Origin of the sequence: uncultured Chitinophaga sp., from assembly GCF_902168175.1 — a bacterium.
GTDB lineage: Bacteria > Bacteroidota > Bacteroidia > Chitinophagales > Chitinophagaceae > Chitinophaga.
Window position 1 is genome coordinate 1 of sequence record NZ_CABHOU010000066.1, and the last position, 26,061, is coordinate 26,061.

Here is a 26,061-nt window from a genome sequence, read left to right on the forward strand (position 1 = left end):
AATCGTACGATGATAACAAAGCCGCTTATGGCGTGCCCAACGTTACCACTCCACTCCCTTCTTCAGCCCAACCGCTTAGAAACACCGTGGAGGAAAACTACACGCAAATACTCAGCGACCTTACCACCGCTGCTCCATTGCTGGGGAAAACAAAGACCAACGGCTTTATCAATTACTTCGGTAATATAGCCCTGCAAGCCCGTGTATATCTTTATATGAAGGATTACACCAACGCTTTGAAATATGCAGAGGAGATCATTACCACCAGCCCATACGTACTGTACACCAATGCCAATTGGGTAGACTCCTGGAAAACCCAGTTTGGTTCAGAATCTATCTTTGAACTGGGCATTTACCCGCTGGAGGGTGATTTAGGTCTTACTTCCCTGGGTGCCTATCTCCGGAAAAAAGGTGAAGGCGGAAGCAATGTGTTGGGCTGGTATATGGCGAGCGATTACTTCTTAAACCGCTTAAAACAGGATGCGGCGGATATCAGATGGGGCGTAATGAACGACGATGAACTCTCCACTCCTGCTGCCCCCCGTAAAGGAGCCCTTTACAAATACAATGGCAGTACAGCATTGGCGGGTGATGGAAAAACAACGCCGACAGCCGTAAATATTAAAGTGATCAGGCTGTCAGAAATCTATTTAATAGCAGCAGAAGCGGTACTGCCTACAGATGCAGGCAAGGCGGCCACGTACCTGAACGCCATCCGTAAACGTGCCCCGAACTTACCTGCAGCCACTGCCGGAACGGTAACGGTTGATATGATCCTGGAGGAAAGAAGTAAAGAGTTATTTGGCGAAGGGCAACGGTTTTTTGATATGATGCGTTTAAACAAATCCATCACATTTAATGATGAGGTGATCGGCCTGACGGTAGCTACCCGACCCAAAACAATAGACAGGACGTTCTTTAAAACGCTTTTGCCTATTTCACAGACAGAGATCAATGCTAACCCGGGTTTGCTGCCACAGCAAAATCCGCAGTATAATCAATAGGTACTTAAAAGGGAAAGCGCGTCGTTGATGCGCTTTCCTTTTTTATAGGAACGAACGATGCTCATTTGTTCTTTGCGTTCCTTATCAGCATATAAATGGAAAATACGAATACAATTGCGTAAATAACGGCTAACCCGGTATGCTCAAATTTAAGGGTCTTAAAGTCGAACTGTTTAAACAATGTTACGCCCAAAATGATGGCTACAATACTGAAAGTAAAATTCAGCACCTTTTTCTTTTCCATATTCGCTGTTTAAATTTATGTCTTTTAAGGAATTACTGATAGTACATATGCTCCCATGCATTAAGCTAAATGCAGGAAAAGGAAACATGACACAATCCTGTTCCCCAAAATTCGATACAAAAAACTTGTAAATACCTACACCGGGGTGTAAATTTAGTTTCCTATAAAAACTGTACATGAAGCCTCCCTCCAGTACTACCCTGCTAACGACTAACAAGCTGGGCACCATCACAGAAACCGGCCAGCACTACCTCGAGGCGGTAAAAGCCTTTGCCCGGCTGAGCTACGAAAGTATATACGTGATCGACTACAAGGACATGTCGTTCGAATACGTTTCAGAGAACCCGCTTTTTCTCTGCGGATATAGTGCAGCCGAGGTATTAAAACTGGGCTATGAATTTTACTTCCGGCAGGTGCCGGCCCGGGACCTCGAATTACTGACGCAGCTTAATGAAGCAGGCTTTGAATTTTACGCGCAAATCCCTGTACAGGAACGGGCACTTTACAGTATTACATATGATTTTCATCTACTCCATAAAAATGGCAAACAAATCCTCATCAATCACAAACTAACCCCACTTTTTCTTACACCAGAAGGCAAGATGTGGAAGTCTATGTGCGTGGTGTCCTTATCGCGGGAACAGGCCGCGGGCAATGTGCGCATTTACAAACAGGGAAGTAAGGAGGTTTGGGAGCTAATCCCCGGAAAAAAGATATGGCAGAAGTCGGCAAAACCCTCACTCACAGAAAGAGAACTGGAGGTTTTAAGGTTGCATGCCCAGGGGTTTTCCATCGATCAAATCGCGGCCAGGTTGTATGTGGCACCGGACACGGTAAAATATTATCGCAGAAGGATCTTTGAACGGCTGGGAGTGAGCAATGTGATGGATGCGTTGTCGTGTGCGGTGGGAAGTAAGCTGATTTGAAGATTAGCTAGTTTACCGCTTAATATCCTCCCCCACTAAACGCACATTTTCGCCGAGCTGATGCCCGCCCTTATCGAACTCCCTAAACGTCGCAGACGGAAGATGTTGCCTGTAAATCGCCAGCTGATCAAACGGCACTTCTTCATCATCTTTGCATTGGTAAAAGTAGAACTGGTAGTCATCAGGAAGCCTTGCTGCAAAATCTGTTTTAAGTTTCAAACCCTCTTTCCATTTCTCCTTACCCGACCAAAATGGAGCTGCAAGCAGGAAAATTCTTTTCGCCTTTGTAGCCACCTTATTTTCAGACAGGTATTTGAGTAGCATAGATGCGCCTAATGAATGCGCCACAATGATGAATTCTTCGCTGACCGCAGCGATCTGTTTCCCGATCTCCTCAGGCCAGCCGAAATCGGCTGCATCATTGTCAGACCCGAGTTTAGGGTAGATAACGGTATAACTTGTTCCTAAAGCGTCCTGCAGCGATTTAACAAGTGGTGCGTCGGCCTCGTAACCGTTGTCGCCTCCGCCCTGTATAAAGAGTACTGTTTTTTTCATGAGTGGTGGTGATTAGTGCTGTTACTAAGGTACCATATACAAGAAAATAAATGCTGTGTGAATGCGACATTAGGGGGTGGGGGCTGCGACAATCAGAAAGATATGGCCACAACTTATACGCCCGATCACACGCAATACCATCACCAGCAGCGCTCATAGAAAAAGGCTAAAAAAAGGGTAAGGCGACGGTAAGCCCCCTTACCCTATATATAAAACCCCTTGCAATCAGCACTCCATCTTTAATTCCAATATGTCAAAGAACTTAACAGGGCAATCGCGAGGCTAGCTATCCTACCTACTTTTCGAAAACCCTGCTCCGGCACTGCCTTTAAAGCGTCTTACGACGGTAATACCAGGCTGTAACCGGATGCGAACAGCTACTCATTCTTCAAGCACGCTGTATTTTATGAGGGTCTGGTCTTTTCTTTACAGAGGATGACCGCCAACAAAACAAAGGTACTGTCGTGAAAAGGCGATGTGGACGAAAAAGGAACGAAGCTTAGCAGAAGAGGGAATGAAGTATGCAAAACGGGGGAATGAATGACACCTTCGTCCGCTGTAACCCTTTACCAGAAAGGAAAACGACTTGAATAACAAATAATTAAATACAGAAAGCCATGAAAATGAAACCATTCTTCCCCCGTGAACATGGAATTTCGAAGACAATCGACTTTCCCATGGTGGAAGACCGGAAGCTGACGGCAAATATTTGAAACTGCACGTACCCGGTGAACGCTTTTTACTGCCGGACTGCATCGGCAAAAACATCAATGCCCCCGGGCGCAGAGAAATGCAACAAAACAAGCAGGTTGTAAGTAGTATGTGTGCCTGATATGGAGGCCATCGGGCGCGACGTAGTAAAGGTAGCAGGAACGTATATACCGTGTCGAACTCATACTATAAAATCCGAACAAAGGCTTCTGATGTTCGCAGGGCGAAGGTATATCCATCCTATATCGATCCTTTAATAGCTATTACCATGGGCGCGGGTTTCAGAAGATTTGTATATAGGATGGGTAAAGGATCGATATAGGATGAGGCATGAAAAAGGGTATTTGTCGCCATCCGATTTTCATGCTATCATCGGCAAAAACCGGCTGCGCCTACAGGGGCCGCTGACGGCATATTTTCCCTATTTCTATCTTATCATCCTCCGCGTGCAGGAACTGGTGATGCATACCATTACCGCCAACAAAGGGAAAGCCCCCTGGGCTGATGTGCCTGTGTTTGTAGGTGCCCATGATTATGAAAACCTGATCTTCGTGATGCACTAGCACTCCTCCCCCTTTTTTAGAATATCATTGCGCCTCCCTTATCTTTAAGGGATGATTTGCTATGCGTCAGCTACTCGTCGATCCCTTTGAAATAACGGTCGCAAACAATTGATTATCAGAACGAACCGCATCAGGATCAATTAACGGGATTATCTTTCAAGGATGCTCATATTTTTCCATAGATTTATCTGGAATTGTATCAGCCTGAAATTACCCACTAAACCCCTGTTATATGCCATCTTCAAATAAAACACATCTTTTCCATGCCGTAATCATGCTAATACTGCTGTTCCCTGCCGGTGCCTATGCCCAAAAGGACAGGATCGACACTTTTATCGAAAATAGCATGGCGAGGCAACGGATAGTGGGCCTGGCGGTGGGCGTCATAAAAGATGGAAAGACCGTAAAATCGAAGGGGTACGGTCACGCCAACCTGGAACTTGATATACCGGTTACGCCAAACACGGTGTTTAAACTGGGTTCTGTAAGTAAACACATCATCGCTGTGGCCATTATGAAACTAATACAGGAAGGTAAATTGAAGCTGGATGACCCGGTAAAGAAATTTTATCCGGACGCGCCATCGCATTGGTCTGCCATCACTATCCGGCACCTGCTGAACCATACCTCCGGTTTGGTAAGGGAATCCCCCATATTCGATGCGATGGCCACGCAACCAGATTCTTTATTGATAAGGGCGGCTTACAAGGACACGCTGGTTTTTCCAACTGGTACGAAATGGCAATATTGCAACCTGGGATATTTTATGCTGGCAGACATTATCAGGCAGATAGATACCAGAACCTTTGCGGAGTATATGAAGAAAGAGATCTTCGAAAAGAATGGACTGCAGAACACGCAGGTCACTTCGCTGGGCGACCTTATATATGGCAGAGCAGGCGGTTATATGCGCCTTTCCGGCGATACGACAGTGAATGCCCTGAACTACGTTGCACTGAGACCCAGTGGTGCATTTCTATCTACCATCAATGATATGTTAAAATGGGAAATGTTGATGCAGGAAGGAAAGATACTTCCGAAAGAAAAGTGGCAACAAACGTGGCAGGACCTCTCGGCAACGCAGGCGACTGATACGAGCAGCGGCGCCACTAAGTATGGTTATGGCTGGTACGTGGCCAGGTATAAAAACAGGAAAGCAGTTTTCCATGGTGGTGTGTTGCCTGGTTTCAGGGCCATGTATTTCAGGTTTCCGGACGAGCGGACGGCTGTTATTGTGCTGACGAATTCGGAACCGACTAATGCTGCGGTGATTGCGCAGGGGGTGGCGGATATGCTTTTATAATAGAGATCAGTAAAGAAAAAATTTGAACGCTGTTGTTGACTTGTACGAAGAAGTAAAGAGATTAAATTTAGCATTAAGCCAAATCCTTATAAATTCTCCACCCTCAAAACCAATAAAACATCCATTACCGTAGCCCTGCTATTCTTGACTTCAATCTCCATGAATGGTCAAAATCGCGCAGGCATCAATCGCCTGATCAAAAAAACGGCTGTCGACAACGGCTATTTGAAGATAGGTTACGAGGATTCCCCAATTAATATAGACTCATTTTGTTTTTACCTGGAATAATCGTAAATTCATTTAGAATGCTAAAAAGATATTAACGCCCCAGACCTCGTTCAAGACCGGCATTTTTCTTAGTTACTCCAATTAACAGATACTCCTGACTGTATTCCAACATTGTTTATTTTTTCACAATAGATAAAACCCCCGCTATGCAATCGTTTATTATCGTGTTAGGCATGTTCCTGACTTTCCAGGTAAATACAATTACCAGGAATGCGTCTTCAGTTGTATTGACTCGTTTTGATGAGCCGGCAAGGAAAAAGATTTCGCTCGAAATTGTCAACAACCTTGTTAAGGAAAACTATGATTCGGTTCGCAAGGACTTTGCACCGGCATTAAAGCAAGAACTCTCTGCCGAACGACTGGCAGAGGGATGGAAAAAATTAATTGAAACAACCGGGACCTACACGGAGGTGGCCTCCTCTACCGTGAATGCGGTGAATGGGTATAACCAGGTTAAAGTTCGCTGCAAGTTTAAAAAAGGTAATGCGACGGTTGAAGTCACCTTCAATGAAGAGGATCAGGTTTTGGGCCTTTATCTTAAACCTTAAGTAAATGAAAATTTCCCTTACAATACTGCTGATGATGATAGCGGTATGGTCGACGGCCCAGGTTACCGGATTATCAAAAAAAATCCGGCAACTTGGTACGCAAATCAGCAACGTTAACTGCAACTGTGAGCCACAGCGCGATAGCCTTGCGAAGCTGATCAACAAGGGGCTGGTAAATCTCGACGCCCTGTCTGCCCCGGCCCCCGCTGAATACGAGCGTGCTATTGACAATCTATTGGTTACAGTAGATAAGCTTAAAGGACAATCAGATAGTATACAGAGGAGAGGTCTTTCACTAATCATTCTGGATTTACGGCTGAAATTTGAGATCACAGCGGATAATATGAGTGCCGAAAATTCATTTGACCTTGTAGAAGTGGAAGTAATTGCACAGAAAAACCTGGTACCGGTGCATAGCCTGTCTGTGTATTATTCCCCACTCGGGTATACTCCTAACTATCAACAGCCCAAATACTCCTTTCGCAACCTGACAAGTCCAGTTAAGCAAATGATGGTGCCTGGCTACTACCGGATGTGGGTTACCCGCCAGGATGATCCGACGGTACTAGACCAAAAAATGATAGAGGTTGATCCCAAACACCCTAACAAAATTACATTCAATGTCGGAACTGATTAAAACCTGGCAGCCCTCAAAGAAGTGGCTGGCATTCAGCCAGATTGCAAGTTGGGTATTGTCGGTTGCCGGAACATTCATTATAGTTCCGCCACTGCTTAAATTGTCGAACGAACTGGACCCTCGTAATCTCGTCAGGTTCCTTATTGCTGCCTGCGTTGCCGTACTTTACATCCCTGCCAGGCGTAAGTCGCAGCCAAAGGATTATAAGTTCTGGTATTATGCGGCGATTGCGGCACTGGTGATCTTTGTTTCGCTGACCGCCTGCTACACGTATGTGGTCAGGAACTGGTCTGTTAATTTTTATGGTCAAACGCTGGTGATAGGGAAAAATATGTACCCGGAAGCCGTGCAAAAAAAAGCTGAAACAGCCATATTACTGGAGCGTCCATTTATTGATAACGAAACATTCGTAAAAGCCCGTGTTGGAGAAACACAGTACATATGGCCGGAAGATGAACTTAAGAATCGATTTTACATGATGAGTACTCTATACTCCATTACCATACTTACACTGGCTTTCTTTCTATTATCGGTTACCCAGGCAATGTACTGTTATGATAAAGCGCACCAGATTAATAAAACGTAGTATCGCCCTCCCGCTTTTTTGCCTGCTGATGGAAGGTTGGGGATATGCGCAATCCCCTGTATTGCAAACCATGATACAGGAAGAATTCGACAGGTTAAAAGGAATAGTTATTACGCCGGAAGTGAAATTACAGTTTGATACAAAGCCTGGCAAATCATCTTCTTCCTTGCGAAAATCGGGGACTGTAGTGATCAATATCCCGCAATTGCAACGGATCATCAGCCAGGCCGGCATCCAGTTCGACCTGCCTATAGTCCGCCTGCTGTTAGCTCACGAACTCGCTCACCAGGAACAGTACCGGGTTTATCCCGTTCCTTTGCATACGTTGCTGGGAGAATGCCAGGCAGATGTTATTGCAGGCTACTTCCTGTTCGTACTTAGTAACTCGGACTTTTTTAAAGCTAAAACAGCGCTTAAGGTGAATTCGGCAAGTGATCCTTTGATAAGGCCCTATTTCGAGTCGTTGAACAACCAGACATTCGCATTATATTCGGCCATCTTCAATATCGGAGATAACTACAGCGTTGAAAACACGCATCCAAGAAGTTTTGAACGAAGAATGGCGTTCCGTGACGGCTATACTTACGGATTACTTTCGCTCGCAGAACAAAACGCTGGCGACCCTGCTGTGTCCTCAAATGTCCGGCAATCGGCATTGGTGCTAATTAAAAAATACAAAAAAACCCTTAACGTTTTTTCGGACGACACGCGCTTTTCCTGGTCGCTCCGGCAGGCTGGTAAAATTGTTCACACACAATTATCTAATTGCCGGGATATTGTAGTTAGCAACAAATGGGAGTACCATACAAATTCAGATAACCCCTATGTCAGTTACACGCAAAACATCAGGAATACCGGCGACCGGACCGTTACTGTAAACTACCTGAATTATGTTTACGAAAGATTGGCTACAGACCCTGAAAACAGCCTTTACTGGACTACCCTTAACGCAGAACCGCTGTCTGTGACGCTTCATCCGGGAGAATCGAAAGTGATGACCGGCCGACTTAACTGGCCGCCTGTTCCGATGTTACCTTTATATGTTCCCATTGGCAGTACAAATTCGTTGTATAGCTGTTCCTGCCTGGGGGACAATGAAGCGCGGCAAACTGTGGGATCTGACGACATGGCCTCAGAAACGCCGACTAAAAAGCTCTCTGGCGCCAATGCTTTCTATATATTGGTATCTCAACGAAAGGCATTGCAGGATATAATAGCCGGTGTAGGACAACCATCCTCAACAGACCAGAATATGATCACATTCGAAAGCAAACTTCAATACCCGGAAGCTAAAACAACGGAAGTGAGAAAAAATGTTTCGACCGGGCAGTACTCATTTTTTGCCACGCTGTACAAAGGCGCCGACGCCGGCGGCGCGCAGCATGCTGTCAAAAAAATGTTGGCTGATCTTGCCGAATTGGAAACCCCTATCACTCCCGTACGCGGCCCCATACCAGGCTGGACGATTAAAGACCAGCATGGTGTAAATATTGGTTACATCGGCAATATGGAAGTTGATGATATGGACCGGTACATCGTAGTGCTTTGCATCTACAACAAATAGTGTTCACCTGTCACAAGTCACCTCGCCTGCTTGCTGCTGCTACGCGCCTTTAAAAAGAATACATATTTTCTGCGAATACCGACCTCCGCGGGGTGACTTCCATCCAAAACAGTGCGTTACCACAATAAACAGGTATCATTCGTCGGATAAACATCCCATTCGGACATTCATCCCCCTTCCCTATCTTTTTCTCTGCCCTGTTTAAACTACAATGTACCATGTACAGAAGCGCAACACCAGCAAAACAGGCGTACGGAAACAGTGATTTTGTGTGAGGTCAAATAATGTTTACGGATTTCAAAATACCATACAAATGCTCAACGTATTTATTAAAGTAATCAAGGCCTGTTTTTGCGCAGGTTGTAATGAATTTTTTGGTCAAATACACCCAATTTTCTAACTCCTAACACTACAAATAAGTGAACAATCGGAGGTATAGCACGGCTCTGCTATTCTCTTTTATTATTTATTGAAAAATGTATTTAGTATGAAACCAGAACTACGGGAAAAGATGAACGAAATCTTAAGGATGTCCGACGAGGCAATAGTAGCTGGTAAGTTACCAGCTTACGTAACGCCCTCGCCCCCGGATGCTCTTTCAGAGGCCATTCGCACCCAGAAAGATGCGGATGATTTTATGGCCCAGTTAAGGGCAATTACTGCTAACAGGGACTAAAGTCTACTCATCAAAAATACAGGCCGCTGATCGCGGCCTGTATTTTTGATGACATTTGCATACTGAGTGTTCCAATAGCACGTCAGCTCAGTCAAATTGCGTTTCTTTCCATTAAACAGCAACATCCAAAGCCCTCTTCCAACCTCAATATCCCCAAAAGGCGGCTTCTGGAATAAAATTTGCCCTACCACCGGCATACCTCTAATACACCCCGCAATGGATTGGCAAGAAGTGTTTCTTAAAGACCTCGATGGCGCCGTAGCGCTGGAAATATTAGTACGGACACTGGTCATGTTCGTCTTCGTTCTCCTGCTCCTCCGCGCCTCTGGCAAAAAAGGCGTACGGCAACTCTCAATCTTCGAAGTGGCGATCATCATCGCGCTCGGCTCCGCAGCCGGCGACCCGATGTTTCACCAGGAAGATGCCATCGTTCCGTCGCTGATCGTATTTGCCGCTATCCTTGGCTTTTACCGGCTGATTACCTGGCTCGCTGCCAGATATGAAAAGTTCGAAAGTGTGCTGGAAGGTGACCCGGTGGTCATTATCGAGCATGGCGAAATTTCCCTCAATAACAAAGGAAAATCCCCCTTTGCCAAAGATGAATTTTTTGCGGAGATGCGGGCAAAGGGAATTGAACACATGGGACAGGTTCGGCTCGGTATCCTGGAAACCAATGGTACGGTGAGCTTCTTCTACTACCCGGACGAAGAAGTGAAACCAGGCTTACCCGTACTTCCTCCTACCCATTACGAGGAATGTGCCGAAATTTCCTGCGAAGGAGAATACTCCTGTTGCTATTGTGCGAACACCGTAAAACTCCGCACCGGCCAGCATACATGCAAACGCTGCAAGCAGACGAAGTGGGTGAAGTCGCTCACCAGCAAACGAATTACCTGACTGTCTTCCCTTTTCTAAAGCTTCGAAGGACCATACACCGCAACAGCTACCCGGCTGTCGGCACAGCCATAATATAAAAACCATTTTTGGCGGTGATAGACGAGCCCTTCTACAAATACAGTTCCTGCGGGATACTGGCCACTTTTTTCAAAGGGTGCAGTGGGTATGAAGAAAGGTTTGTCGAGGCGGCCGATCACTTTTTCAGGATCATTCAGATCGAACAGTACCTGCCCTGCGGCGTAGGTATTAGCGGTATAATTGGTATCGCTGTTGGGCCCCCGCTTGTTTTTACCGTTGTATAATACGAGAATACCCTTATCTGTAATAATGGCGGGCGGGCCGCACTCTGTAAGGTCGCTGTCGAAGTAGCCGTTGCGTGGGGTTACTACGGTTTTTAAGCGGCCATCCTCCGTTACCGTTGGCTGCCAGTTCTTCAGATCGTCGGAGGTGGCGATGTTCATAAATCGTTCGCCCCAGTACATCATGTATTTGCCGTTTACTTTGCAGATCACCTGTTGGCCATTTACCAGCTTCGTAACGATGGAAGCGGACTTGCTGGCCAGGTTAGCAAATTTACCGTCGTACGCTTTATAGAACGCAGGACCGTGCTTCTCCCATTTCTTCAGGTCTTTGGAAGTAGCCACAGCCAGGCGGGGTACTTTCCTGTTCCACTGGGTGTACATCATTACATACATTCCATCCTCCGTTACAGCGATCCTTGGATCTTCACAACCTCCCGGCCATTCGAACTCTTTCTGTGCATCTTCTGCGGGATACATCACCGGGGTGGACCGGCGCTTCATACGAATGCCGTCTTTACTTTCTGCAATGCCCAGCCTGGAAGTTCTTTTCCCTATACCCTGCCCGGAATTATCTTCTGAGCGGTACAGCACATATATTTTACCATTTTTAACGGCAGCCGCCGGGTTAAAAACATCGCTCTCCTCCCAGGCCAGGGGCTGTTTACTCATCGGGTCCTGGAAAATACTGCGTGGATCGGGCGAGATAACCGGGTTTACGTTTGCAGGCCGGACAAATGGGCCCAGCGCCCAGCGTGGTAGCGAATCCTGGGCAACGGTGATGCCGGCCATCAATACAAGGGCTGTCAGGAAGCCCATCTTCTTTTGGATCATTTTCATAACGTGGTTTCGAAAGCCTTAATATACATACAAAATACGGCGTTTAATAATCCACATAAGCCGACAATCGCACGCTAACTGCTAACCACCAACGCAACCGCCATGACAGCACAGGATAGTGCTTCAGGTAATTTCTCTATTTTTAGCGTAACACGTTGTGGACACTGGGCCTGCATGTGGGGCCATCTAACTAAATTCCATATGATGAAAAATATGAAAAGACTGATACTGTTGCTACTTGTGCTTGTGCCGGGCTATCTCTTTGGCGAGGATGTAGAACTTACTGCTTTGCAGGTTGAATACGCGGAAACGCCGCTGGGCATAGATGTAGCACGCCCCCGGTTCAGCTGGCAGATGCAGGATGTAAATAACGTCCGCGGGCTGAAGCAAACAGCTTACCGGATCGTGGTGAAAAACGAAGCAGGCCGCGTGGTGTGGGACTCCCGACAGGTAACCGGCGATGTGTCGTTAAATATTGAATACGCAGGCCTACCCCTCACGGCCACTACGCGTTACAACTGGGCATTAACGGTTTGGGATAACCGGCAAACAAAACATACCGCCCAATCATGGTTCGAAACAGGGCTAATGGATACAGGCACGAAAGCCTGGGGCGGTGCCAAATGGATTGGCGGAGGCGATGAGGACATGGTGCTGTACGCGCAATATCTCCCCGTTTTTAAGATTGACTATACCCTTCAACTAACGAGCGGCACGGCAAAGGCTGGATTTCTTTACGGCGCTAATGATGCGAGGCTGATGAGCAAATACAAGAACATCTATCACCTCGAAAACAAAAAGGATGAATCGTATATAAAGATCGAGCTGGACGTATCTAAAGACACCGGCATGTTACATATTTACCGGGTGGGTTATCACCCGGACGATAAGATCAACACGCCCTTTAAGTCATATGCCATCAGCACTTCCCTGATCAATAGCGGGAACAAGTATTCAAAACATGCTTTCCATATCAGCTCCGTACATGGCCGGACGATCATACATATTGACGGACAGGACAAAGCCAGCCAGGTGGCAGACATCAACATCAACCCAATGGGTAACAATGACGTAATTGTATTCCCCGTGCTGGCAGATATTGGTTACGCGGGAAAGGCGCTTTTTGCAGATGTGCAAATCCGCAACTACCGTAGCCCCTCTAACCTGCTGGCACGCTGTGAACTGCCTGCCAACGCAACGTTTACAACGATGGACCCGAGCCGGAACTCCTCACCTATGTTGCGCACTGCATTTACAACCGGGGGCAAGAAAATTTCAAAAGCTCGTTTGTATGTAACCGCCAGGGGCATCTATGAAATGTACCTGAATAGTCAACGGATCGGTAACGACTACTTCAACCCGGGTCATACCCAATACAACAAAACTCAGTTATACCAGGTGTATGACCTGACTGCGGTTGTGCAACCCGGAAAAAACAACTTAGGCGCTATACTGGCCGAAGGCTGGTGGAGCGGTGCAGCCACCTACCAGGGCGAATACTGGAACAATTACGGCGACCGGCAATCGCTGCTGGCAAAGCTGGTGATCACTTACGCGGATGGAAGTACAGATGTTGTTACCACCAACCCGGGCAGCTGGGAATATGCGGGCAACGGCCCGCTGATATACGGCAGTTTCTTCCAGGGAGAGGTATATGATGCCCGCCGCGGCGGACTAGCGGCTACAGGCATTACCTGGAAGCCCGCAAGTGAGATCGGCATCGATGGACATATTGCCATCGGTGGCTATCCTGAACGACCAGCCAGCGATGACTTCTCAAAAATGAAAATGCTGGCGCAGTTCGGAGAACCGGTTAAAGCGGTGAAAGAACTCGTGGCACAATCTGTAGAAGAGGTACGCCCTGGCGTGTTTGTTTATGACATGGGGCAAAACATGGTAGGCGTACCCCGTATCAGTTTATCGAAAACAAAACCTGGTACCACGGTTACGCTGCGCTATGCAGAAGTGAAATACCCCGATTTGCCGGAATACACCCGCAACACGGGCGAACTAATGCTGGAAAACATCAGGGCGGCAATGGCGCAGGATATCTATATCACAAAAGGAGAACAAGATACCATTGCCCCGAGGTTTACCTTTCACGGGTACCGTTTCGTAGAGATCACCGGTATGGACGCTGCCCTGCCTCCGGATGCGGTAAAGGGCATCGTACTCAGCTCCGTACATAAGCTGGCATCTCAGTACGAAACCTCTAATCCCAAAGTGAATAAACTCTGGCAGAATATCACCTGGTCTACGATGGGCAATTTCCTGTCAATCCCTACCGACTGTCCGCAGCGCAACGAACGCCTGGGCTGGAGCGGTGATATTTCAGTTTTCGCACGCACGGCTACCTACCTGGCAAACGTACACCAGTTTTTCCGCCGGCACATGCAGGCCATGCGGGACGTGCAACGTGAAGATGGCCGTTTTACGGATGTAGCACCTATGGGCGGGGGATTTGGAAGCATTTTATGGGGCAGCGCCGGCATCACGGTGGCCTGGGAAAGCTATCTACAGTATGCCGATAAACGGATGCTGGCCGAACATTACGATGCCATGAAAAAATACATTCAATTCATCCAGGCCAAGTACTTTGACCCTAAAACCGGCATACTGGTGCAGGAAAATCCTTCTTCATGGGCAAACCTCGGTGACTGGCTGGGGCCTGAGCAGGGGAAAAACGATAACTCTTTACTCTGGGAAGCTTACTACATCTTCGACCTCGATATGATGAAAAAGGCGGCAGCTGTACTCAACAAGAAAGAAGACGCCCAATATTTCAACAGCATTCTTGAAAAGCGCAGGCAATTCTTCAACGATACTTACGTAGATAACGCGACTCAAAAAACAGTGTATTCGGGCTTTCAGCAAGATAAAAAAGGACTTACGAAAGGCAAACCCATGGATACGCAAACATCGTATGTGCTGCCTTTAGCCTTTAATGTGTACAATGAAAAGAACAGGAAAAAATCGGCAGATAACCTTGTAAATACTATTACCAGGGAGAATGTAGCCGACGACGGTAAAACATACCCCGCCTATTCATTGCTTACAGGTTTTATCGGCACTGCATGGATCAACAAAGCGCTATCGGAAAACGGCCATACCGATGTTGCCTATCGTTTATTGCAGCAAACCACCTACCCTTCCTGGCTGTATCCTGTAGAACAGGGTGCCACCACTATCTGGGAGCGACTGAACTCTTACACGCATACGAACGGGTTTGGTGGAAATAATGGAATGAACTCGTTTAACCACTACTCCTTCGGGGCCGTAGGCGCCTGGATGTACAACCATTCTTTAGGTATCCGGCGCGATGAAACATCACCCGGGTTCAAACGTTTCATCCTGCAGCCTGAGCCTGACCCCACCGGTGAAATGACTTTCGCCAAAGGATACTACGACTCGCCGTACGGCAGGATCGATAGCAGATGGGAGAAGAAAGGCGCGGCTGTAGATTATTATTTTTCGATACCAGCCAATACCGTTGCCACTTTACGCCTCGATGCGGCGGCTCCTGGCCTTGTTACTGAAAACGGGAAACCGCTGTCGGCAGCAAAGGGCGTAAAGTATATAACACAGCAACAGGGTAAGCAGGTTTTTGAACTACAAAGTGGCACCTACCATGTGCAGGCAGATGATCAGCGTTAAAACACAACGCTGTAAACATCCGCCACCATGCCGCGGCATATATTTGGCCGAAAAGTCTGATTACAGGCAGTATTAACAGCCCATACAGCCGCATCATTATTAGAAAGACTGCTCATGGAGGTTGCGTCTGAAGCATTTACCATGTTGCGAATACTGTTATTACCTTTCTGCCCGACGATGCAAAAGGTGTACATCCCATATAGCGATATTAACGCCATACGTTAAAGACCCCATAATTCAGTCCATTGCTGAGCCGTTTAGATGCAGCAGTAATGCGCACTACACATATAATAAAAAGAAATACATCTATATTGATGAATTGAACCAAAATACGGTAGTTTTGGTACGAAGAAGACCTTTTTCAGACGATAAAAGACCGCTATTCCGTTAAGCCTCGCAAGACACTCTTCTACACCAGTACGCACACACCGCCCTATTCACCCGACCTAAAAATGGACCATGATCGAAGAAAGCAAATTCATTCTATATGCTGAAGATGACACCGATGACTACCTTTTCTTTAAGAGTTCGTTAGCGAATGTTCGTCCGGAATACCAGCTCATCCGCGCCAGTAATGGCCTGGACGCTGTTGATTACCTTGGTTCCATAAGGGATGGAAACCCTGTTCCCGAGCTGATCGTAATGGATTACAACATGCCTGTTATGAACGGATTCCATGCCTTAAAAATTATCCGGTCGATGGAGGAGTATAGAGATATACCGCTTGTACTGTTCACTACAAGTACAGCCACTCATGAACTGGAAGAATACCACAACCTCAATATTGGTATTTTTTGGAAAGGCATATCGTTAGAGCTGCTCGGCGACCAGATTATAGAAATGCTTGCGCTTATCGGGAAACGTTGAGTACAATGATCTTCTATGGTGTCAGCAGCAAGAAAAAAAGAGCTGACCTGGAATTGGTCAGCCCTTATTTTATAGAGAAGCTTTTATGATTACGGTACTACCGTCTTGAGCATTTGTTTTTTTGCGTCCTCAGGCATCCACCACCTGTTCACGGTGTTCTCGGCACCTTCCAGTACTACTTTGTAAAACTCAGACGGCATATCTTTTACGTTCAATACGGCATGCTCTTGTCCTACCGGCACTTCGGCCAGCAATTTGTAATCGTCTTTCTGTCCCTCTTTAAAAAGGTTCGTGGGTGTTACCCAGATTTTAACGTTGCCTGTTTTATCCATGGCTTTCCAGGTGATGTCCAGTTTGTGTTGGAAATAGTTGACGGTAGGCCGTGCAACAGACACTTTGCCGATCAGTGAAATACCATCGTTTTCCATGAGAATGTCTTTTGGAAGCTGGAGATTGATGAATTTGGCGACAGTGGGCATGATGTCTACGATACCAGGATAATAGTACTGCGCGTAGTTATTAAGTTGCGGCTGATTCGTAACGATCCAGCCCGAACGCTGGCGCATTGATTGACCGCCATGGCCTTTTCCGCTCCTTTCATCCCGACCATGGTCGGTGGTAATAACAATGATCCAGTCCTCTTTAAACTGCTTTTCGCGATATTGTACCGCTTTCCAGATCCGGCCCACCTTTTCGTCCATCTTGCGGATAGCCGTGTGAAATTGTTCGCTGTCGCCGTATGCATGACCCATATCATCAGTGTACTCCAGGTATACCCACGAGAGGTCAGGCGCTTGTGTACGGATGTTATTTGCTGCATCTGTAGCCACCTGGTTGTCGATGCGCTCCATGAAATCACGCTGCTTATCCTGCGGAAATTTCACGGTATCAAGTTCATAACCGTCGAATTTTATATCGAGGTACTGATCCTGCACCAGTTTAGTGCGATTGTCGGTCCAGCTGCTGTAGATCGCTGTTTTCTTCTTCGGGTATTGCGCCTTAAAAAGACGGAAAATATTCTGATAGTTATAGTTAGGCGCCGTGATGGAGTTGCCGCCAACATTGTGCTTATTGTACCACACGCCGGTAATCACGCTATTGTAACCAACGGCAGAAATAGTAGGTGTTTGTGCGTAATCGTCTTTTTCGCCGCCCACATGTGCACGTATGTATTTCCCTGTTTTGGCGATTTCCGCCAGTGCAGGCGTTTTCATTTCCTCTATTACATCGGCTGAAATGCCGTCTACAATAATAAACACCGCTTTCTTTTGCTGGGCGTAGGCGCTGGTGCCGGCCAGGAAAGCAAGTGCCAGGATGTATTTTTTCATGTTATCATGTTTAAAATGAGTGTGGCAGGTATTCATTTTCTACCGTACCATCTTCGTAAAGTTTCAAAATAGCAAAACCTGGCGGAGTTTCGAGATAATATCCGGGTCCGGCGGATTCTTTATCGCCTTTACCCCACCAAAAACCGCTCATAGCGCCATTACAGCAGTACCATACACCGTTGTACATCACTTTATCGTACAGGTGATTGTGGCCGGCGAGCATTACCCTCACTTTATCTTTATGCTGATAGAAAAGATCCTTCAGTTTCTTGTTGTCCGAATGGTTGCCACCCACCAATACCGGCGTGGCGCCGAATACCGGGAAGTGCGACATCAACAATACCGGTGTATTGGGCTTTAACCCGGCCAGCTCTTTTTCCAGCCACTGGTACTGCTCATCGTCGAGCGACGTGTTGTTATTGTTGCCATCCAGGATGATGAAATGCCAGCCGCTCTTAGAGAAACTGTAGTAGCGATGAGGTATTTTCAACCGTTTTACCACGTAGTCCTTTCCATACATCGCATCGCTTTTATCAGGTGCGGCCCACCACATGTCGTGGTTACCAAGGCAACTGTGTACTTCATATCCTTTAAGTACACTCAGACAGTCATCCCAGGCGGCCCATTGAGCCGTCACTTTACCACGCACCACATCTTTGTAGGACGCGTCCATAATGGAATCGCCACCGTTCAGGATAAAATCGGGCTTACGATCTTTCACCGCTTCAAGGCACTGCCGGAAGCGGGCTTTCACCGCATCCTCAGCAATCAGGTGTACATCTGTGATATGCGCCACGGTAAGCACCCGTTTAGGCGGAGGCGGTGTGGCCATCACCTTGTTGGCACCACCCATCGCGGATGCCGCCAGCAAAAGGCTGCCGGATTTGAGGAGTGTCCTTCTGTCCATATATCAGGAATTTAAGCACGGAGGACTTTCATCCTCCGTGCTATTAATATTGAGTAGTGATTATTCCCAACCAAAAAGCTGGGGAGCGAGGCGTGGGTTCATCAACATTTCGTTGAATGGCACCGGGCGGTAATAATGTTTTGGTTCCTGGAAACTACGTGTACGTACTTCCGTTACGATCGTACCGCCGGCATTGCCGTTTCTGAGATATACGGTTACATCGTCGCCGAAAGCGCCGGCTTTGTAGTACACCAGCTTCACACCCAGGGAATTACTTTCCTGCTGCGCTGCTGCCGGAATAGAAAGACTTTTGTCTATCAGAATAATATCTTCCACACCATCGCCGGTGAGGTCATATTTGCCAAGGCCGGGGAAGTACATACCTTCAGGTATTGCTTCCAGCGATTTGCCGGCGCCCCAGCGCATGAGATCATTATAACGCAGACCTTCCATCGCAAACTCCACCCTTTTTTCGCGGCGGATCTCCAGGATCACGCCTTTATTGGCGCCTGTAACGTTGGGATATTTGGCAGCCAATACAGGATCAACGTTGGCGTTAGCGACAGCCAAATCAAGGTTAGGCATTTTTACCCGGTCTCTCAGCAGTTTGATCGACTTATCAATATCTGCCTGCGAAAGATTTCCGGCTTCTGCTTTAGCTTCCGCGAAAGTCAGCAACACTTCTGCAAAGCGGTAAGCTGCGAAATCTGCGCCGTTGGTGATTTTAGCATCGGTACTATTGATGTAGCCTTTCAATTGATGATAACCTGTAAAGTTTTTGTTGAGACGCATAATGTAAGGCGCAGAAGCACCTGCCATTACGAAACCTGGCGTCATAAAAGTGGCGTAGATGCGCGGATCACGGTCTTTGAACTCCTGCACCACCTGCATCGTCTGGTAATTCGGCTGTTCGGTGAAGCGGCTACCATCTTTCATCAGGTAGGTTTGTACCAGCTCGCGGGAAGGCGATTGTTCATAGTTGATGATATTGCTGTTGTTGTTCCCGTTGCGGCCCATATCCTGGTCGTATACGTTCAGCAGCATTACTTCGGTATTACCGGCGAGGCTTGCACTGTTAAAGAGCGCTGCGTAGTCGGCGGAGATTTTGTGCGGACTGTTGGTCATCACGTCTTCAGCTGCTTTCCATGCTTTTTCCAGCAAACCTGCTGAAGTGTTTCCCAGTTCAAGTTCGGGGTGATAGCGGCGATAGGTTCCCTCGTAGAGGGCTGTTTTGGCCAACACGAGTTTCATCACCCATTTACCCGGTGTACCGGATGGAACGGTAGCACGCACATGCGCCGCTGCAAATTCCAGGTCTGCAATTACACTGTCCATGATCAAAGCACGCGGGTCGCGGGCCTTGTACAGCTGGCTGGAATCGCTGGGATTAATAGCCGTTGCATACCAGGGTACACTGGAAAAACGCTGTACTTTATCAACATAGAAAAGCGCGCGGTAGTAACGGGCCAAACCTGCATAGTGATCTTTGACCTCCTGCGTTACTTTCGCTTTGTTATAGTTGTCCAGGAAGTAGTTGATGTTGCGTAAACGGTCCCAGCCCCAGCCGCCGGTAATCGTTTGGGAAGTAGCGGTGCTGGTCATGATGGTCTTTATTTCCATAGCACCGGTAGTCGCTTTGTCGTCCGTGTCCTGGTCAGACAGGTAACTGCCACGTTCGCGCATGCTTAACAGGCCAAGGGTATATAACTTCAGGTCTTCCTCTGACTGGAAGAACAGGTCCGGCGGTATTGTGGTTTCCGGGTAAAGGTCGAGGAAGCCCTTTTTACAGGAGGTTATCGATACGATAACTATGAGGGCAAGTGATATGTTGCGTAATAATATCTTTTTCAATTGACTTCTTTTTGATCGTTAAAAATCAAGATTTACACCAAAGGCATATTTACGGGAGAAGGGATATGCCCATCCATAACCATCTTCAATTGCTTCCGGATCAAAATATTTCTTGATGGAAGAAAACTCAAACAGGTTTTCGCCGGTGGCGAACAAGCGCAGGCGACTTACCTTGAAACGTTTGGTCAACTGGTTGGGAAGGGTATAACCAACCGTTACGTTCTTTATACGGAGGTAAGCACCGTTGAGCAGATATTTAGTTTGTGGGATATCCAGGCCCGCACCATAGTTGGCATCTGCCATCCATGACTGCAGCACCGGGAAGTACGAGTCGGTATTTGCATCTGCCAGCCCCGCGTTAAGGTAGGCCTGCGAGTGACGGTCGCGATCAGCGCCAGTTTCAGATACGCCGCGGTAGAAATCGAGGTTCCAGGAATAAATACCGGCATAAGGCTGCTGGTAAGGTCCCCAGAACAGATAGTGGCGGGGATAGAAGTCGCGTTTAGCCACGCCCTGCATGAATACGGAAATGTCTATGTTATTCCAGCTTGCATCCAGGTTAATACCATACCGGTAGCGGGAACTGTTGTTACCGATTACCTTGTAGTCGCCCGGGTCTTTGGTAGTACCATTGCCTTTTGTGATCTTTTTATCGCCGTTCTGGTCTACATACTTAGGCCATCCCGGAACAATGTCAAGCGCCCCCCAGGGAACGAGTACAGTTTGGTCCAGCGCGTCTATTTCTTCTTTGTTCTTAAAATAGCCATCGTTCTCAAGCCCCCAAATCTCTCCTGTATATTGGTCAACACGGTAGTCGCTTAACAGGCCCAATGCGTTGTTATTGTATTTGGTGATCTTTGTGCGGGAATCCGAGAGGATTACTTTGGCGCCGAAGTGCAGGGGTTTACCAGCTAAGTTCACTTCGTCGCGATAGTTTACAGACAGTTCCCATCCTTTGGTGCTAAGGTTTGCGGCGTTGGTGGGCGGAGGCGCAACACCCAGTACTGCCGGCAATTTCTGAGCGGCGGTCAGCATACCGATGGTGCGACGGTCATATACATCCACGCCAATCAGCAAACGATCTTTCATCAAACCGAAATCACCACCGAGGTTAAAGGTTTTTACCTTTTCCCAGGTATAGGTGTCGGGGTCTACCGGCAATAGCGGAGAGCGGGTGATGATCGATGGTTTTTGACCATCCACAATATAACCACTGGTACCTACGGGCAGGCTCATGATGGCACGGAAGTTATCCGTTACCTGGTTACCGAGCGAGCCATAAGACACACGGAACTTAAGCGTGGAGAGTACATGGGTGATATCCTGCATAAACGGTTCCTCCGTTGCGATCCATGCGCCTGATACCGAAGGGAAAAAGCCCCTGCGTTTTTTGGCAAGGAAACGTGATGTTTCGTCCATACGGCCATTGGCCTCAATAATATACCTGTTCTTGTAAGAATAATTTAAACGGCCAAATACGCCACGAAGTGCATACGCTGTATAGGAAGCGCCCACTGTTGGTGTACCGGTGGTCAGGCCCAGGTAAGGGAGCGACGAAGATATCAGTACGGTGCGGGCTGCATCTTCATAAGACCATTCGTACTTTTCCTGGTTGTAACCAGCCAGCAGCCTGAACTCATGATCGTTAAACCGCTTGGTGTAATTGGCGTAAAGGTCGTACACATCCTGTTTAAGGATACCGTTCCTCACCGATACGAGGCCATTGCCACCCTCTTCGCGAATATCATTCGGGCCATATCCTATGCGGTATTTGCGGTTATCTGTATTATACTTCCACATCTCTCTTTTAAAAGATGCATTAGCCGTGATCTGCAGGTCGTCGTTGAGGAAGCTGGCCACGCCACGCACCACGTTCTGAAAACCGAAGCGGGTTTGTACATCGCGGCCTCCATTCGTTAGCTTGGCACCCAGCTGGCCCGCAGCGGTATTGGCCCAGGTACCGTCGGGATTAACAGCCACCTGTGTAGGCATCAGGTAATAGATGTCGGTAATGTTATAGGCTGGTGCATCGGTCTGGGTCTGGTAAATATTCAGGTTGTTGTCGACCTTCAGCCATGACAAGGGTGTAAAGTTCATGCGCCCGCGTAATCCATAACGGTTCCATTCATCTTTCGCCAGGCGGTTCAATCCATTTTCCTTTGTATAATCACCAGACAGCAGGTAGCCGAAAGGACGGCCTTTACCACTTTCACCGCCACCGCTTAATGAAATGCTGTGGCTGGCCGACATGCTGGATTTGTTAAAGAAGTAGTCGTTCCAGTTATTGTTGCCCATATAGATCCACTTGTTGGGATCATTTGGGTCGATACGGGTATCTTCCACAGAAGGATCGTCGGAACGTTCTTTCGCCCACTGGTAGTGGTAATCGGAATAGTTTACATAATCCCAGGGCGTATTGTTAGTGGATGTTTCCAGTACACGGGAAAAAATGTAAGGATCGGTGATCTGGTCGGGCAGCACAGTCGGTTTAGACCATGCGAAGTAGTTATTGTAACTGATTTTCTGACGGCTTCCGGCATTACCCGATTTGGTGGTAATAAGGATTACACCGAAAGCGGCACGCGCACCATAAATAGCTGCCGATGCGGCATCGCGTAACACCGTCACGGTACTTACATCATTCGCGTTAATGCGGAAGAAATCCTCTGTTGTAGAAGGAATGCCATCTATTATAATAAGCGGTGTTGTAACCCCGGTCGCATTGGCCACGATCGATCCCACACCACGGATATTAATTGTAGGCGTAGCACCTGGTCGGCCGCCGGAATAGTTGATGTTTAGTCCGGGACTTGCGCCCTGCAGGCCTTGCATGATATTGGAAATAGGACGTTCGGCCAGCTGTTTACCCGCAATCTGGTCTACCGCACCTGTAGTAGATATTTTACGCTGAACACCATAACCTACCACCACCACTTCTTCCATAGAGTTCGAATTAGGTTGCAGCACAATATTCATCATACTGGCGCTTACCGCTATTTCCTGCGATGCAAAACCGATGTAAGATAAAATCAGCATACCTTCTTCAGGTACACTTAATTCAAATTCACCTTTCTCGTTGGTCAACACACCGATGGTGCTGTTTTTCAGCCTTACGCTCACCATTTGCAGCGGTTCGCCCGCAGGGTTTACGATACGGCCTTTCACGATAACATCTTTCTTCACCGTGGCGGTTGGCGCAATAACGATCAGGTTATTCGGCATCATGCGGAAACCCAGGTTGGTATTGGCCAGCATCGTGGTCAACACTTCACTGATAGGCGCATCGGTTGCATCGATACTCACTCTGTGCCACAGTGGCAGGTTGTCGTCATTATACACAAAGCGGTAACCAGACCGGTCTTCGATTTGCGTAAAGGCTTTTTCTAAGTTGGCTTTGGTCAGTTTTACAGAGATCGTACGCTGCGAATAAACAGAAGCACTTGCCTGCATACACACTACAAAAAAGAAAATTGCGAAGAGCTTCATAAAAATAAACAGTTTTTTGAGGCTTCGCCCTGGTGGAAGCCAACTCACCACTGTAGTTTTTTTCATACCTTTGATTTGTTGGTTAATAGATAAAGTGACTGTTTACGCATAGCAATGTCATTAACCGATTTATAGACGGGGAATGGTCGCAACATTTCCCGTTTTTTTCGGTTTCACTGCCGTTATTATATTTTATAAAATTGTTTCCCTGATATTTATTCTATCCAGTAGATATTGTCATTGTCTTTGGTGAAATGGAATCCACCACTCATTTCCAGTGCCTGTAAAGCTTCGGTAAGGCTCTCCTTCTCGAATACTCCTGAAAATGACAGGCTTTTTTTACGTTCGTTCTTAAAACGTATCTCTGCCCCGTACCAACGTTCCATCCGTTGAGCAACTTCGTCCAGCGGTAATTTTTTAAATGCCAGTTTATTATCTTTCCAGGCCGTTTCGGCCATTATATTGTCCCGTACAGGTGTGAGCGTACCCATTTTTATAACCGGCATTTCAGGTGCGGTGTTAGCAGTGGTGGTGGCCAGGTTAGTCAGCACCCAGGGTACAGATAACTTCTCATTAGGTTGCAGGCGCACTACTTTCTTATCGATCGTCACTTCTACGGAGCCGGTTACCAGCGAGGTAGTGGCCATTTCTTCCACCGGGTAAAAGCGCACATTAAAAGAAGTGCCGAGTACGCGTATAGAGCACGCGGTCGTTTTTACGAGGAAAGGATGGTCCGCGTCCCTTAACACCTCGAAAAAAGCTTCTCCTTCCAGTGTTACTTCGCGGTTTTTGCCATGGAACTTCTCAGGATAATCGAGTTTGCTGCCGGCATTCAGCCATACGCTGGTACCGTCGGGCAGTTTAACGTGTGTGCGGGAGCCGGTTTTTGTGACCAGCTGTTGTAAGGCAGGTTGCAACTGGGCTTCCCGTTCGCCAAGCCACATTCTACCTGCCAGGAATAACACCGTTACCGCGGCAGCTACGCCACCAATGCGGAGGGCCAGGCGAAATATTTTATTACTACCTTTTGCGGGCATTGTCGTTTCTTCAGGCGTCTGTACTTCCAGCAGCCGCTGTTTGTGGCGTTGCAAAGCGGCTTCCACATCTGCAGGTGAAAGGTCTTTCTGTTTATCTTTCCAGGATTGCGTTAGTACTTCTTTAGCGTAAGAAACGTCCGGATGTTGCTGTAGCAGGCGCTCCAACTCCCTCTTCTCTTCGGGGAGCAGTTCGTTTGCCATTTTGCGGCCGAGCAGGTACCAGATCCGATCATGCGTCATACTATAAGGACAATATGGGTGGAGAAAATTCCCTAAAGAATTTTAAAGTTTTTTTTTCAGGGGAGAAACGGGCTAGTGAAACAGGAAAGCCTGGGCCAATTCCAGCGGCATATCCAGCCGGATAGCTGCCGCCACCTTTTTCACGGCGATGGCGAGTTGGGCGTCTACAGTTTTGGGAGATATATCCAATAGTTCCGCCACATCCTTGTACCGGAGGCCGTCCTGCTTCACCAGCCGGAAAATCAGCTGGCAGCGGTCGGGCAAACTGCGAATGGCCATTTCTATTTTTTGAATGATCTCTACGGAGATCATACTGTGTTCAGGATCAGGGCTCATGGCCAGTGCGTCGGTATCCAGTAGTTCAAGGCTGGTGTACCGGTGGCGCTTTTGCTGCTGCAACGCGTTAAGGGAACGGTTACGGGTGCTGACATATATATAAACAACCGGATTTTCCACCGCAGCCAGTTCCTGCCGCTTTTGCCAGATGATGATGAAAACATCCGACACGATTTCTTCAGCCAGGTGGAATGAACCAACTATCGCTGCTGAAAAGTGTACCAGTTTGCTGTATAACAACCGGTACAACTCATCATAGGCAGTCATATCGCCTGCAGTACAAATACTGCGGAAATGAAGCCTGATCAGTTCGTTGTTTATCATACCGCAAAAATATACAATAGTGTGGTGGTGATTATTAAGGTAATGTTATTTCGTAACCCGGCCTGCGGTACCCCTATATTGCTTCGCATTTCCTCCTCCCCTTCAGCCGCTGTTGAACCATTTCCGTTGCATGAACAATGTTTTGCCGGCAATTGACGTGTATTAATTGTTCGTATTCCCGGGAAAAATATAAAAAATTGTTCAATATCCTGATGACCTTTTGTTTCCTTTTTGCCCACCCAGTCAGAAATTACCCATTCCCGAAATAAATCCCGGTTTCAGGGGATTTTTTCACCCCCCATCCCGATTCATATTTGCATCATACTTCAAGGAGCATTACCCTCGTGAAATTGGCCCCGGGAATCGATAAAGGCAAACCCCTCCTATTGA

21 protein-coding genes are annotated in these 26,061 nt (G+C 47.4%); 12 read left to right on the forward strand and 9 right to left on the reverse strand.

Translation table 11 applies throughout. The features are described 5' to 3' along the window. On the forward strand, positions 1–1,004 hold a 1,004-nt coding region (locus tag QZT80_RS13670; protein WP_295122684.1), incomplete at its 5' end, for a RagB/SusD family nutrient uptake outer membrane protein. A gap of 61 nt (positions 1,005–1,065) precedes the next feature. Here QZT80_RS13670 and QZT80_RS13675 read toward each other — a convergent pair. Then, positions 1,066–1,248, reverse strand: coding sequence for a hypothetical protein (locus QZT80_RS13675; protein WP_295122687.1), 183 nt, complete (start codon positions 1,246–1,248; stop codon positions 1,066–1,068). Between the two features lie 176 nt (positions 1,249–1,424). Between QZT80_RS13675 and QZT80_RS13680 the strand changes: the two genes are divergently transcribed. Then, positions 1,425–2,174, forward strand: a complete 750-nt coding sequence (locus QZT80_RS13680; protein ID WP_295122690.1) for a response regulator transcription factor — start codon at positions 1,425–1,427, stop codon at positions 2,172–2,174. Positions 2,175–2,186: 12 nt separating this feature from the next. Here QZT80_RS13680 and QZT80_RS13685 read toward each other — a convergent pair whose 3' ends face one another. Then, entirely contained in the window at positions 2,187–2,729 is a 543-nt protein-coding gene (locus QZT80_RS13685) for an alpha/beta hydrolase (RefSeq protein WP_295122693.1), read from the reverse strand. A 1,034-nt stretch (positions 2,730–3,763) separates the two neighbouring features. On the opposite strand from QZT80_RS13685, the gene QZT80_RS13690 reads away from it, so the two are divergent. The 8 genes from QZT80_RS13690 (at position 3,764) to QZT80_RS13725 (ending at position 10,502) form a co-directional block, all read left to right on the forward strand. Next, positions 3,764–4,003, forward strand: a complete 240-nt coding sequence (locus QZT80_RS13690; protein ID WP_295122696.1) for a hypothetical protein — start codon at positions 3,764–3,766, stop codon at positions 4,001–4,003. A gap of 232 nt (positions 4,004–4,235) precedes the next feature. Beyond that, positions 4,236–5,306: a serine hydrolase gene (locus tag QZT80_RS13695; protein WP_295122699.1), complete on the forward strand. Its 1,071-nt coding sequence runs from the start codon at positions 4,236–4,238 to the stop codon at positions 5,304–5,306. Positions 5,307–5,740: 434 nt separating this feature from the next. Then, complete coding sequence (locus QZT80_RS13700) at positions 5,741–6,142, forward strand: DUF3887 domain-containing protein (RefSeq protein WP_295122702.1); 402 nt, start codon at positions 5,741–5,743, stop codon at positions 6,140–6,142. A 4-nt stretch (positions 6,143–6,146) separates the two neighbouring features. Next, on the forward strand, positions 6,147–6,779 hold the full coding sequence (locus QZT80_RS13705) for a hypothetical protein (RefSeq protein ID WP_295122706.1): 633 nt from the start codon (positions 6,147–6,149) through the stop codon (positions 6,777–6,779). Next, a complete protein-coding gene (locus QZT80_RS13710; RefSeq protein ID WP_295122709.1) occupies positions 6,763–7,365 on the forward strand; it encodes a hypothetical protein in 603 nt (200 codons plus the stop codon). Before QZT80_RS13705 ends, QZT80_RS13710 begins: the two co-directional genes overlap by 17 nt. Positions 7,366–7,435: 70 nt before the next feature. Then, positions 7,436–8,929: a hypothetical protein gene (locus QZT80_RS13715; RefSeq protein ID WP_295122712.1), complete on the forward strand. Its 1,494-nt coding sequence runs from the start codon at positions 7,436–7,438 to the stop codon at positions 8,927–8,929. A gap of 487 nt (positions 8,930–9,416) precedes the next feature. Continuing rightward, positions 9,417–9,605: a hypothetical protein gene (locus tag QZT80_RS13720; RefSeq protein WP_295122715.1), complete on the forward strand. Its 189-nt coding sequence runs from the start codon at positions 9,417–9,419 to the stop codon at positions 9,603–9,605. A gap of 216 nt (positions 9,606–9,821) precedes the next feature. Next, complete coding sequence (locus tag QZT80_RS13725) at positions 9,822–10,502, forward strand: DUF421 domain-containing protein (protein WP_295122718.1); 681 nt, start codon at positions 9,822–9,824, stop codon at positions 10,500–10,502. A 14-nt stretch (positions 10,503–10,516) separates the two neighbouring features. On the opposite strand, the gene QZT80_RS13730 is transcribed toward QZT80_RS13725, so the two are convergent. Beyond that, on the reverse strand, positions 10,517–11,641 hold the full coding sequence (locus QZT80_RS13730) for a glycoside hydrolase family 130 protein (protein WP_295122721.1): 1,125 nt from the start codon (positions 11,639–11,641) through the stop codon (positions 10,517–10,519). A gap of 213 nt (positions 11,642–11,854) precedes the next feature. Here QZT80_RS13730 and QZT80_RS13735 point away from each other — a divergent pair, with 213 nt between their 5' ends. Together QZT80_RS13735 and QZT80_RS13740 are read left to right on the forward strand one after the other, a co-directional pair. Beyond that, on the forward strand, positions 11,855–15,295 hold the full coding sequence (locus tag QZT80_RS13735; protein ID WP_295122723.1) for an alpha-L-rhamnosidase: 3,441 nt from the start codon (positions 11,855–11,857) through the stop codon (positions 15,293–15,295). A 459-nt stretch (positions 15,296–15,754) separates the two neighbouring features. Continuing rightward, positions 15,755–16,162 carry a response regulator gene (locus QZT80_RS13740; RefSeq protein ID WP_295122726.1) on the forward strand — a complete coding sequence of 136 codons (408 nt, stop codon included), beginning with the start codon at positions 15,755–15,757 and terminating at the stop codon, positions 16,160–16,162. Between the two features lie 89 nt (positions 16,163–16,251). Here QZT80_RS13740 and QZT80_RS13745 read toward each other — a convergent pair whose 3' ends face one another. From QZT80_RS13745 to QZT80_RS13770, 6 genes are all read right to left on the reverse strand, one after another. Then, positions 16,252–17,490, reverse strand: coding sequence for an alkaline phosphatase family protein (locus QZT80_RS13745; RefSeq protein WP_295122728.1), 1,239 nt, complete (start codon positions 17,488–17,490; stop codon positions 16,252–16,254). Positions 17,491–17,500: 10 nt separating this feature from the next. Further along, positions 17,501–18,397: a metallophosphoesterase gene (locus QZT80_RS13750; protein WP_295122731.1), complete on the reverse strand. Its 897-nt coding sequence runs from the start codon at positions 18,395–18,397 to the stop codon at positions 17,501–17,503. A 60-nt stretch (positions 18,398–18,457) separates the two neighbouring features. Continuing rightward, positions 18,458–20,248 (reverse strand): RagB/SusD family nutrient uptake outer membrane protein, encoded by a 1,791-nt coding sequence (locus QZT80_RS13755; protein ID WP_295122735.1) that lies wholly within the window; start codon positions 20,246–20,248, stop codon positions 18,458–18,460. Between the two features lie 18 nt (positions 20,249–20,266). Beyond that, the gene (locus QZT80_RS13760) at positions 20,267–23,734 is read right to left on the reverse strand and encodes a SusC/RagA family TonB-linked outer membrane protein (RefSeq protein ID WP_295122738.1); all 3,468 of its coding nucleotides are present in this window, start codon (positions 23,732–23,734) and stop codon (positions 20,267–20,269) included. 215 nt (positions 23,735–23,949) lie between these two features. Further along, a complete protein-coding gene (locus QZT80_RS13765; RefSeq protein ID WP_295122741.1) occupies positions 23,950–25,011 on the reverse strand; it encodes a FecR domain-containing protein in 1,062 nt (353 codons plus the stop codon). 72 nt (positions 25,012–25,083) lie between these two features. Further along, the gene (locus QZT80_RS13770) at positions 25,084–25,671 is read right to left on the reverse strand and encodes an RNA polymerase sigma-70 factor (RefSeq protein WP_295122744.1); all 588 of its coding nucleotides are present in this window, start codon (positions 25,669–25,671) and stop codon (positions 25,084–25,086) included. Between the last annotated feature and the right edge of the window lie 390 nt (positions 25,672–26,061).